Raw genomic sequence first — 11,560 nt, 5'->3', positions numbered from 1 at the left:
TGGTTATTTTTTGCTGAATTCGCGACTATGTCTTTCATCACCTTGACAGCTTTGATGAAATTAGATTTACCTGCTGCATTAGCACCATAAATGACAGCTGATCGAAGCAGAGGAGAGGCGCTAAGAACATTAGGGTCAAAAGTATTTTCGACTAACTCAATATCTTTAGACTTAGGATTAGACTGGGTAAGGCTAAATGTTTGCTTTGTTTTAATGGAGCGAAAATTCTCTACAGCGAATTCAATAATCATAATGAATATCAATTTAATGTTATTTTTTAGCAATTATATGCAAAATAAATCATTAAATATAGGATTAAGTTGAATGTAAGGTTTTTATTACTTGTTATTTAGCATGCCAGAACCCTCAGAAATCACTCACTACTCTGCCAATAATCATAAAAATTAAACCAGTTATAGGGCGTTTCTAGCATTTGTTTTTCGAGTATATCAACGTATTTTTGCGTATAGGCTTGTATATCTTGTTGCCTGGTTTTACGCTGCAAAATAACTTCTTCAGCGAGTAATTCAAAATGTATTTTATAGCGGTTACCACCTAAGTAAACACCAAAAAAGACAATGAGCGGCACTTTTAATGCTGATGCCATCAGAATAGGGGCAGTGGACATTTTAACGGGTTCGCCTAGAAGTGTGCAGGTAACGGTTTTTTCTGTTCCTTCGCCCATAATACGGTCACCTAATAAGCCGACTGTTGTACCGTTATCAATGGCTTCTTTTACTTTTAATAGTCCACTAGGAGAGCCATCTAAAGTAATCAGTGTATTAGCCACATCTGCATTTAACGCATTTAACACTTGCACCATCATCGGTGCTTGGCGCTCGTACATTAGAATTTTAATAGGTAAGGGATAGTTACTCACAGCGTAGCTACGTAAGACTTCAAAACTGCCAATATGACTGCCAAGCAGTAGGCAGCCGGTGCCATTTTTACTGTAGGTTAGCGGGATATTTTCCGCGGGAAAAGTAATATCTAGCTTATTAAATTGTCCTGTTAACAAATAAACACGGTCGAGAATAGTCGCAGCAAAAGCATGTATATGCTTGGCGCTATCGAACCAAGTGGCGGGGCGTTTTAAAACGCGAGTCAAATAGTGTAGTGAAGCTTGGCGTTGTGGCTTGGCAAAGAGTAAATAATAGCCAGTGATAGGGTAAAGCAATGCACGAGCAACGGGACGACCGAGATGTAAAGCAACCCAACGTATCGCTTTTAATGCGAGAGGTGTGCTGCGTTCTTTATTATTTTGCCAGTGTTTAGTCATGAGCTTGCTCCTCTTTGGCGGCAATAATAAAAGTGCCTGTAACCAGCGTTTCTTGAGCTCGCATACAGGTAAATTTAATAGTGTGTACTGAGGATTGAGAAAGGGATACGCTAAAGTCTTGATCAGGAAGTAAGGGGTGTAAAAATTTAGCTTGAGTTAAAGTGTTGATTCGGTGGTGAGGAAAAATAGTTAATAGCTGTTGTTGTACATAGTTTAATAGCACCACGCCAGGCACAATTGGGTTGTTGGGGAAATGGCCAGCAAAGCAGGGGTGTGTAGCAGGTATATGATAGTGTTGTTTAGTGGCTAACATTTGTTGAGTACGGACTAGCTGGTCGAGTTCTACTTTGAGTAGTTTGCCTAGTTTATTACGCGGTAGGGTAGAAACTGTATAAATGGATCTCGGTAAAAAAACTTCATCTATAGCTAAGCGTAAATGGCTCAGTATGGTTTTCTTGGTGAGCTTGCCAACCACTAAAGCAGAAAGGCGTTCATTCTTACCGAAAAAGAACACACCATCTTCAATGCCCTCAATATCGTTGAGCTGTTGGTTTAGCTCATGTAAAGATGCTCTTTTACCGGCGATTTTAATTAAATCTGTGGAGCGACCCAGTAGGTTAAAATTGCCCTTATCACTGATTGCAAAAGTATCATCTAATACATGTGGGTCAAGGATATGTCCTCCTTGTAAAATAAATTGATTATTATTTTCTGTTAGCTGGATACTTGTGTAAGGTTTCCATTGTTGTGATTTTGTTGTTTGGCGTGAGGCAAAAGAAAGCGTTTCCGTACTACCCAATAATTCAAATAGCGGCGCCTGTAAGGATTGTTCTATTTGTTGTGCGAGCGTACTAGTCATGGGAGCGGTTGAGGAAAGAATGAATTTAATAGCACTCCATTGAGCTTGTACTTGACTACAGATTTTTAGGTGTCTTGGGGTAGAAACGAGAATTTTTTCTGCTGGCAGCTCTGCGAGTGTAGTGCGTATATCTTCAGGGTAAAATGGCCGACTATTATGCAATTTCATTCGAGAAAATAACACCCAAAAAAATGAGGTTTCCAATCCATACATATGTTGCATTGGGACGGTGGAAACTAGAGTTGTTTCTTGGTCTTGTAGTTCAAACCTCTGTAATGCTAGCTCGGCTGATTTTTGAAATTCGCGCCACGTTTTTATGATTTCTTTAGGTTTTCCTGTGCTGCCGGAGGTAAATGAAATAGATAAGGGGCGGTCAATATTAATGAGTGGGCAAGGCGTGGGGCTTTTTTCTAATAAATCATAGCTAATATGAAAATCTGCAGTGAGCTTCTCATCACTTAGGCGGTAACTAGCAGGATAACTTGTTGTTAAACCGTCTAAGGTTTTAGCGCTTTGGTTGAAGGGCAGTAGTGATATTTGTTGACGTAAGCAAACGGCTAGGTAGGCAACAATAAAAAGATAACGATCTTGGCAAAGATTGATTGCATAGCTTTTGGCAGGTAATTTCTGGCTTAATGCGACGGCATGGGTCAGTAAGTCAGCACGTGTTATTTGCGTATTATCAGGGCAAACACAGAAAACGCTATTAAGTGATTTTTTAAGAGAGTCATTTAGTGAAATAGAAAGTGTATTTTTGCTAGTCAAAGTTGTCAGTAGAGCATTAATAAACGTAAGGAAAAATCTATTTTAGCTGTTCAACTTAATATTATTCAAGTACTGTGCTTTTTATTGCTCGGGTAGCCAAGTAATAATCTGGATTTAGTTTTAAATATCAATGTACTGATGTTTTCCAAAAAGTGCTCAAGCTAGCGACAAAAAATAGACCGGAAAACGCTACGCCGGCCTACAAATTCGGTTTCTGAGTTGTGGAGACTTACTGGCCATAATTTATTCGCTTTCTGTTTGCAATTATGAGCCTAAATTTTGGTTGATAAACTTAAGGGACAATCTATTTTAGCTATTCAACTTAATATTATTCAACCTTCTCTTGCTCGGGTAGTTAGTCTATAATTTGAAGCTCATTATTTATAAAAAAAGGATATATAGAATGCAAAATAAACTAAAAATGGCATGTGTTGCAGGTGTAGTGATGACATTAACGGGGTGTGCCTCGACTGTTCCTATGGGCGTAATCATAACTGATGTTAACTTGCCGATTGTGGCGACAGCAGTAAATAGTGCAGGAACAAAAGTTGGTGAAGCAAGTTGTGTAAGCTACGTGGGTATGGTTGCTAAAGGTGACTGTAGTATTGAAGCGGCTAAAAAGAATGGTAATATCACCACTGTTACAAGTGTTGATTGGCATTACGATACTATCCTAGGTATTATCAATAATTATAAAGTTATCGTACATGGTAAGTAATTTAGTTATTTTTTAGCTTTAAACTAGGGTTAAGCTTATACTATTTAGCTCTGGTTTAAATATCCCATTTACTTTATGCTCTATAAAGTTATTCAATTCAGATAGTCGGTTTTGCCACTATCTCTCTAAAAAATACACCTTATTCAAATTTAACATACCGTGTATAAAAAAAATAATACCGGCAGTTTCAAAGTAACAAGTTTTTCGCCTTATCGGCTGAATGTATTGTTGGCTCTGCTTACTTGGTGTGTTTGGTGGCTCTATACCTACCCTGAAAGTTGGTCGCGTATTCAATACCATTGGCCAGTCTCTGTCACTATGATCTTCGGTTCCATTATTGCAGGGGCAACTAGCGAGGGTGGTGGTGCCATCGCATTTCCCGTATTTACCAAAATTTTACAAATTCCCGCTAGCGATGCCAAAATTTTTTCTTTGGCGATTCAAAGTGTCGGTATGCTGGCAGCTTCCATTGCAATTGTTATGATGCGTGTCAAAGTGTTGTGGCGCGTTATTACTTGGGTTAGTTTAGGGGGTATATTGGGTATGTTAATCGGGTCGTTCTTTTTAGCTCCTGTACTAGCGCCCACTATGATTAGAATGTTATTTACTGTGCTGGCTGTTAGCTTAGCGCTTACTTTATTTTTTTTGAATGCCGGTTTTCGCCTGAGTAATGCGGCAATGCCAGAGATAAACTTAAAGGAAGTCAGCATTTTACTCATCGTTGGTGTACTGGGTGGCACAGTGTCTAGTTTGGTCGGTACAGGTATCGATATGGTTTGCTTCTCGGTACTGGTTTTGTTGTTTCGTGTTTGTGAAAGTGTCGCTACCCCTACATCGGTTATTTTAATGGCCGTTAATTCCTTGATGGGGGTTTTATTGCACCTTTTTGTCTTAGGTGGGATTAACGCGCAAGTACAAACCTACTGGTTGGCATCGGTTCCTGTGGTCGTTGTGGGAGCGCCATTAGGGGCTTATTTTTGTAGTCGGATGCATCATTTACATATCCGCTATGTGCTAATTGCGTTGATTTCTATTGAGCTGTTCAGTTCTTTATGGATACTAGACTTTGATGTTCCATTGATTATTTTTAGTGTTAGTTTGCTAATACTGTGTTCGAGCTTAATGATCTGGATGAGTAAAATAAAGACTTATGTCTCTTAAATTAATTGAGAATAGTTGTGATTAAATATTATTGGGAATGGTTTTTATTATTAATGGGGTTGCTGTATTGGGCTATTACAGCTCCCGCTATTTCAATGCTTGGCACTGTTTTAATCGTTATTTTGCCGCAAAAAATAGCACTGCGGTGTGGCCGGTTTCTATTGCAAAAAGACTTTCAGTTATTTATTTTTTTATTAAAAATAACGGGCTTACTTATTTTAGATGATAAAGAATTAAAATCTTTGGCGGGGCGCAAAGAGGCAATTATTATCGCACCTAACCATACCGCTTTATGGGATATTGTTTTTATTGCCGCACAAGTGCCTGAAGTTGTATGTGTGATGAAAGGCAGTATTTTAAATAACCCTTTTCTAGGCGGTGGGGCGCGGCTTGCTGGCTATATTCCTATCAACTCCATCAGTCAAATGTTAAAATTAGCCGTACAGCGTTTAAAGCAAAATGAAACTTTATTAATGTTTCCAGAAGGGACTCGGACAAAAACAGATGCGCAATGGCTAAACCCTTTAAAAGGGGGCGTTGCTTTACTGGCTAAACGGACTAAAGCCCCCATCATCCCTGTTTTTATTCGTAGTAATACGCGCTTCTATGAAAAAGGCTGGCCTTTATATAAAAAGCCTGAGTTCCCTTTGAAAATAAGTTTTAGTGTTGGTAAACCCGTTTTAAAACATGAAGGTGAGTCGGTGCAAGCGTTTAGCCAACGTTTAGAAAATATTTATCTGGATGAGTTGGCCAAGCCGCATCCCTTACGCAGAGTGCAAAATACAGTGTTATGAATAATAAGCCTGAAGTCTCTAGTAGCCATTTATTACTCGTTCCTAGTTATAACACAGGAGCATTGTTGAAAATCACAATAGAAGAGGCCTTGCAACAATGGTGGCCTGTTTGGGTTATTATTGATGGCAGTGATGATGGTAGCGATGCTTTATTAGCGCCATTGCAGGCACAATATGCTGATACTTTGCGTGTTATAAAATTGCCACAAAATAGAGGTAAAGGTGCGGCAATATTGGAGGGGATTACTCAAGCCCAAGCACAGGGATTTACTCATGTATTAACGATGGATGCCGATCATCAGCATCCAGCAGATTATATTAAACAATTTATGCAACGCTCTAAGGATAACCCTGAGGCGATGATTTTAGGTGAACCTATATTTGATGCTTCAGCACCCATGATACGTGTTAAAGGGAGGCGAATTTCCAATTGGTGGGCAAATTTAGAAACGCTAGGTTGGGGGATTCATGATTCCTTGTTTGGTATGCGTGTTCACCCTATTCAAGATTTAATGGTCGTTATGCATTCTACGCGTTGGGCGAGACGTTTTGATTTTGAGCCTGAAATAGCCGTACGTATGGCGTGGCGTGCTGTTCCTGTATTGAATATTCCTACCCCAGTGCGCTATATAACCAAAGAAGACGGTGGTGTGAGTCAGTTTAAATATGGTCGGGATAATGTTTTATTGATTGGCATGCATATTCGTTTATTTGCCGGATTTCTGCTGCGCCTACCTAAGTTGTTATTGAGGAATAAGTAGGGCGGACTTCAGTCCGCTTGTTTGATACTTTTTGATACTGGCGGACTGAAGTCCGCCCTACGGCGATGTATTTGCCGAAACATATTAATCAATAACCTTCCTCCTAAGAGTAAATAAGTTAAAATACCTGCATTTTGGTTTAGGTTTTAGTAAGGAAAAACATGTCTCAAGAATTGGTTGCAGAATTAAAAACATTATTTATTGATGGTTTGCATTTAGAGGATATCAGTGCAGAAGACATTGGGGCTGATGAGCCCTTGTTTGGTGAAGGCTTAGGGCTAGATTCGATTGATGCTTTGGAAATTGCCGTGCTATTAGATCGCCAATATGGCGTTAAAATCACCTCCGAAGATGATCGTAATCAAGCTATTTTTGCTTCATTAAATTCATTAGCTGAATTTGTCACAGAAAATAGAAGTAAATAATTAGCTTATGAAAGTTGTACTACGCAGTATTATGACTAGCTTGCTGTTTTTGCTTTACCCTTACTTGGTCTATAGAGGAATACAGGAGGGCGTGGTTTGGTTTGCGCCTGCTATTATTGCCAGTATCTACTTATTTCAGGCAATAAAAGCGAAAACTTCGCGGGTACGATTTAATAACTTAGATATTGTTTTTTTGCTGCTCTTGGGCAGTATTTTTTATCAAGACTTAGTGGCTAAGATAATCCCTATTTTTATACAGCTGAGTTTGATGAATTTTTTTGGTAAAACTTTGCGTCAAGGCAAAGGGCCATCCTTGGTTGAGCGTTTTGCCAGCCTCGACTTTCCAGAAATCCCCCCCGTGATTAGTCGCTATTGTCGCTATTTAACAATGATGTGGACGGGGTTTTTTGCCTTTAATGTCGTGGCTTGCATTGTTCTTGCTTTATTTGCACCGGTATCATGGTGGGCGCTTTATACTGGGGTTATGATATTTTTATTATCGGGTGTGTTAATGATTGGTGAATATATTTGGCGGCATTTTTACTTTCAGTCCATTAAAATGGAATTACCGGATAAACCAATTCCTAGTGTGAAGGATTCCATTAGAAGTATGATTGTTAATGGTCGAACAATCTGGTTGGATGTACGAGCGAGTTAAAAGCGAATGATACGAAAAATGCTCGCCATATTTTTATTAAGCTTACCGGCTATGGGCTTGGCTCAAGAGTCGATAGAAAGCGTTATGGCACGTATGAAACCCGATATTGCCGTGCAGATCGCTTATCAAGAAACACGTTATATGGGATTATTTGACGACGACTGGCAGGGCAGCGGCTACTTATATGCACAAATGCCTGATGTTATGCTCAAACAACAATTACAGCCTGAAATTGAGATAATGGCTGCACAAGGTAGTCAGCTTACTTACTCAAAACCTGCGACGCAAACTTTTCATCAACTACAAATAGATGAAAGCAACCCAATGATGGCGAGTTTAGCTGCATTTAAAGGCATCATGACCGGTAACCTCGTTTATTTACGTCAGCTTTATGATTTGAAATTTATCCACTCAGAATCGTCATGGACGCTAGAAATGACAGCAAAAGATCACGAGGAAAATGAAGCGCCGATTATCATTGTTATGCAGGGATTGAATCAGAAAGCAGCCAATAAAATGGCAGTGATCTTGCCAGATGGTGATCGTAGCACCTATAAACTAAGCCAGCCACAGCAAGGTGCGGCAGTTAAAGCTAAGTTAGCTACTTTATTGCAATCTCTTAACGGTCATTAAAATGCGTCCTTCTTTAGCTTCGTTGTTTTTTTTTCTTGGTTTACCACTGCTAATTGCCATTGCTGTTTTTACCACGCACATTCAAACGAATATCTCCGCCTTTGTGATCGCAGGCGATAATGCTGAAGAAATATTATTAGCTAGCGAAATACAGTCTGGCACTTTATCACGGCGCTATATTTTGTCGATTGATGCGGGCGAGGGCAAGCAAGTATCTAAAGTTTTTATTCAAGCCTGGTTAAGCCAGTTACAAGCTATCTCGGGTGTGGTTGATGTTTGGGCGACGGATGAAAAAAGAGGGGCTTTAGGGGCTTTAGCAAGTCTTTATGCACAGCATGGCGCGCAGTTATATAGCCGCACACCAGAGCAAACGCTGGCAGAAATATTAACTCAACCCGCTTTGGCTAAGCGTGCCGCAGGTTTAAAGCAAGCCTTGTTGTCACCACAAGGGCGAATGATTAAAAAAATAGTCGTGCAAGACCCTTTACTCCTGTCTTTAAATGGGTTTAAAAATCTTGCTACGCAGTTTAAAAACCAACATAACAGCCCCACGCAGTACGCTAATTTTATTTTAGAAACACAGATGTCAGGCATGGATGTACCTGAACAAAGACAAATTCAAGCGCAAATTAAAGCAACTTTTGCTGAGCAAAATAACCTAACGGCTCAAGCTTATCAACTCAGTATGACCGGGGTTCCTTTATTTGCCGTTGCAACGCAATCAATGATGGAAGCTGATATTAAGTTTGTTAGCCTTATCTCGACCGTTGCACTCACTTTACTATTCCTGTTTATCTTTCGCTCATTTCGGGTAATGTTCTGGGTTTTTTCCTTGCTGATGACCGTTATGGCAGTGGCTGTTATTGTTACTAATCTTATCTTTGGCTCAGTACATGGCATGACCATCGCTATTGGCTCTACTTTAATCGGCGTGTGTATTGATTATCCGATTCACGTCCTAGTACACGCGCAAGGGATGGCGCTAGAACAACGACTGGAAGTTATCAAAAAGATTTTTCCTAGCTTATTGATGGGCGCATTAACCACTTTAATTGGATATGTCGCGCTAGGCGTATCAGGCTACCCTGGTTTTCAACAAGTGGCAGTTTATACCGGCACAGGCATTATCGTTTCGCTGTTATTAACACGTTACTTATTTCCAAAATTAATGACCGCAGAGGCTAAAATCGTCGCACCGTTTCGCTTTATTGCTTTTTGGCCAGCATTTTGTCAGCGTCATCGGTGGGGCTTAATAGGTGTAGTATTGGTATTGTCTGTGGCAGGTGCGGTGCAATTAGATCGTTTACAATGGATGCAAGATTTACAGCAATTAACGCCTGAGCTAGATTATTTAAAAGTGCAGGATAAAAAAATCCGCGCTCGCTTGGTCAGTATGGAGCCAGGGCGCTTTGTGCTCGTCAGTGGTGATTCTGTGGAGCAAATGCTACAGCGTGCCGAGCAAGTGTATTTACGTTTAGATAAAGTAAAGCAAGCCGGTGATTTAGACGATTACTTTGGTCTTTATCCTTGGCTGTTATCACAGCAACAACAATTAAAAAATCAGCAAACTTTATTAGCTGATTTAACAGATGAAACGCGTGAATTCTGGCGTAATGCTCTACAAAGCCAGGGTTTATCCGTGGCGCGCTTAGGTGACTTGGACTATACGCAAAGCGAAACCCTGACTGCGCAGCAAGTTTTACAATCCCCAGTTGCCAAACTTATTAGTAACCAAATGATTTTAGCAGATCAGCATAATTTATTGCTGATCTGGCTGACCTCGCATAAGCCAGAAGCGTTACAAGCTGCCTTAAGCGGAATGCCTCATGTACAGTATTTCAGCCAACGCGATATGCTCAACCGTATGGCAGTGGATTATCAGCAAAGAGCGCAAATCACTTTATTAGCAGGCCTGACTTTAATCACCTTGTTATTATGGGGACGCTATAAAAGTATTTTACTCACGCTACAAACCTTATCACCCGCTTTTTTGGCCGCTTTATTAATTTTAGCGTTATGGGCTTGGACGGGCGAAGCGATTAGCTTTTTGCATTTAGTCGGCTTTTTATTAGCCGTCGCCATTTGTGTTGACTATGGTATTTTTTATCAAGAAAATCGTAGCGGTCATTTAGTTTTAACCTATCAAGCCATGGCAGCCTCAATGATGACTAGCGCCTTAGTTTTTGGCTGTTTAATCTTTGCACAAACGTCGATGCTGCAGACTTTGGCTAAAGTCGTGAGCTGTGGTGTGATTTTGGGGTTCTTGTTGTGTCCTATATTGATTAGGCCTAAACAAGAGTAGCCGCAAGGTTGGATTGGTGCTTTTTTAATCCGACCTTTATCACTGTAAATTGTGGTCAGGCGCTATCAATGATAGCATTGTATTTTTAAACTTTTCTTTGGTGATATATGGCTAATTTACTTGTTCGTAATATTGATGAAGATATTGTCAACGCGCTTAAAGCACTGGCAGGTAAGCATGGTATTAGTGCGGAAGCTGAGCATCGTAAAATACTTGAATCGGTGTTAAAGAGACCAAGAAAAAGAAGTTTTACAGAAGTTTTGCAGTCTATACCTAATGTAGGTGAGGACCAAGATTTTTTGCGCGAGCAAGATGAACGGGTAGAAAATGTATTTAATTGATACTAATGTTATCAGTGAAGTAAGAAAGCAAAGTAAAGCTAATCGTGGTGTTATCAATTTTTTTAAGGCAGCAGAGGAGCAAGAGGCGCGATTGTTTATCAGTGTGATTACTGTGGGTGAGTTAAGGCGTGGCGTTAATATCATTCGCCATCGAGGTGATACGTCGCAAGCTGATAGTTTAGAACGGTGGTTGAACCTATTGTTAAATGAATATGCTGATAATATTCTTGATTTTACTGCGACAGAAGCTCAGGTATGGGGACAGTTACGAGTTCCGCATTATGAAAATGCTTTAGATAAACAAATTGCGGCGACTGCATTGACTTATGGTTTATCCGTGGTTACGAGAAATGAGAATGACTTTATTGGTTGCGGTGTTAATTTTGTTAATCCGTTTGCATAAATGATGTTTCTCGCTCCCAAACTCTGGAGCTGCGTAGGTTGGATTAGTGCTTTTTCAACCCGACATTTATCGCGCAATGCGTTGGGTTACGAAAAGATGTAGTCCAACACGCTGATGTTGGCGATGATCAAGATGAGTGATGGGGGTGAAGTATAATGCTGCTATTTTTAGCTCCTTTGATTATAAGAGTATTTGTGGGAGGGGCTTTTAGCCGCGATTTCATATAAGTTGTGGTCGAAAGCCCCTCTGACGAGACCAATAGCGGTGATGTAGCGCGAGAATATAAGGATTGGATTATGAAAAATATACAACTAGAAGTTTCTGATAATATTTAGTAACTTCTCATTATCCACAGGCAAATATTAAAAAATTGCTTTACAATATATTCTATGAACTCGCCTAAACCGAAACTGCCAGAGATAAATGAAGAAGATCGCACGCCGCTAGTGGATGTGTTGTTG

General features: G+C 40.0%; 13 protein-coding genes. 10 read left to right on the top strand and 3 right to left on the bottom strand.

The window, feature by feature from the left end; genetic code table 11:
* From BQ7314_RS07900 to BQ7314_RS07890, 3 genes are all read right to left on the bottom strand, one after another.
* Window positions 1-251 (bottom strand): ATP-binding protein (locus tag BQ7314_RS07900; RefSeq protein ID WP_174483157.1); only part of this gene is annotated, 251 nt, incomplete at its 3' end.
* A 122-nt stretch (window positions 252-373) separates the two neighbouring features.
* Window positions 374-1,279 (bottom strand): lysophospholipid acyltransferase family protein, encoded by a 906-nt coding sequence (locus BQ7314_RS07895; protein WP_174483156.1) that lies wholly within the window; start codon window positions 1,277-1,279, stop codon window positions 374-376.
* A complete protein-coding gene (locus BQ7314_RS07890) occupies window positions 1,272-2,903 on the bottom strand; it encodes an AMP-binding protein (protein ID WP_174483155.1) in 1,632 nt (543 codons plus the stop codon). The genes BQ7314_RS07895 and BQ7314_RS07890 overlap by 8 nt, the downstream gene beginning before the upstream one ends.
* Window positions 2,904-3,306: 403 nt before the next feature.
* Here BQ7314_RS07890 and BQ7314_RS07885 point away from each other — a divergent pair, with 403 nt between their 5' ends.
* The 10 genes from BQ7314_RS07885 to BQ7314_RS07840 all read left to right on the top strand — a co-directional run bounded on the left by BQ7314_RS07885 (window position 3,307) and on the right by BQ7314_RS07840 (window position 11,099).
* A complete protein-coding gene (locus BQ7314_RS07885) occupies window positions 3,307-3,621 on the top strand; it encodes a TRL-like family protein (protein WP_245394947.1) in 315 nt (104 codons plus the stop codon).
* Window positions 3,622-3,780: 159 nt separating this feature from the next.
* The gene (locus BQ7314_RS07880; RefSeq protein ID WP_245394946.1) at window positions 3,781-4,782 is read left to right on the top strand and encodes a sulfite exporter TauE/SafE family protein; all 1,002 of its coding nucleotides are present in this window, start codon (window positions 3,781-3,783) and stop codon (window positions 4,780-4,782) included.
* Between the two features lie 17 nt (window positions 4,783-4,799).
* Window positions 4,800-5,576: a lysophospholipid acyltransferase family protein gene (locus BQ7314_RS07875; protein WP_174483154.1), complete on the top strand. Its 777-nt coding sequence runs from the start codon at window positions 4,800-4,802 to the stop codon at window positions 5,574-5,576.
* On the top strand, window positions 5,573-6,337 hold the full coding sequence (locus BQ7314_RS07870; protein WP_174483153.1) for a glycosyltransferase family 2 protein: 765 nt from the start codon (window positions 5,573-5,575) through the stop codon (window positions 6,335-6,337). The genes BQ7314_RS07875 and BQ7314_RS07870 overlap by 4 nt, the downstream gene beginning before the upstream one ends.
* A 161-nt stretch (window positions 6,338-6,498) precedes the next feature.
* Window positions 6,499-6,762: a phosphopantetheine-binding protein gene (locus tag BQ7314_RS07865; RefSeq protein ID WP_174483152.1), complete on the top strand. Its 264-nt coding sequence runs from the start codon at window positions 6,499-6,501 to the stop codon at window positions 6,760-6,762.
* A gap of 7 nt (window positions 6,763-6,769) precedes the next feature.
* Window positions 6,770-7,420, top strand: a complete 651-nt coding sequence (locus BQ7314_RS07860; RefSeq protein WP_174483151.1) for a COG4648 family protein — start codon at window positions 6,770-6,772, stop codon at window positions 7,418-7,420.
* Window positions 7,421-7,426: 6 nt separating this feature from the next.
* A complete protein-coding gene (locus BQ7314_RS07855) occupies window positions 7,427-8,053 on the top strand; it encodes a LolA-like protein (protein ID WP_174483150.1) in 627 nt (208 codons plus the stop codon).
* Window position 8,054: 1 nt separating this feature from the next.
* Window positions 8,055-10,355 carry an MMPL family transporter gene (locus BQ7314_RS07850; protein WP_174483149.1) on the top strand — a complete coding sequence of 767 codons (2,301 nt, stop codon included), beginning with the start codon at window positions 8,055-8,057 and terminating at the stop codon, window positions 10,353-10,355.
* A gap of 107 nt (window positions 10,356-10,462) precedes the next feature.
* On the top strand, window positions 10,463-10,696 hold the full coding sequence (locus tag BQ7314_RS07845) for a FitA-like ribbon-helix-helix domain-containing protein (RefSeq protein ID WP_174483148.1): 234 nt from the start codon (window positions 10,463-10,465) through the stop codon (window positions 10,694-10,696).
* Window positions 10,683-11,099 (top strand): type II toxin-antitoxin system VapC family toxin, encoded by a 417-nt coding sequence (locus BQ7314_RS07840; RefSeq protein ID WP_174483147.1) that lies wholly within the window; start codon window positions 10,683-10,685, stop codon window positions 11,097-11,099. Before BQ7314_RS07845 ends, BQ7314_RS07840 begins: the two co-directional genes overlap by 14 nt.
* Window positions 11,100-11,560 lie beyond the last annotated feature (461 nt).

The sequence above is a fragment of the methanotrophic endosymbiont of Bathymodiolus puteoserpentis (Logatchev) genome (genome assembly GCF_900128525.1).
In the GTDB taxonomy this organism is placed as follows: Bacteria; Pseudomonadota; Gammaproteobacteria; order Methylococcales; family Methylomonadaceae; genus Methyloprofundus.
The sequence above is the reverse complement of the archived record's forward strand: the minus strand, read 5'-3'. Positions and strand labels throughout refer to the sequence as shown.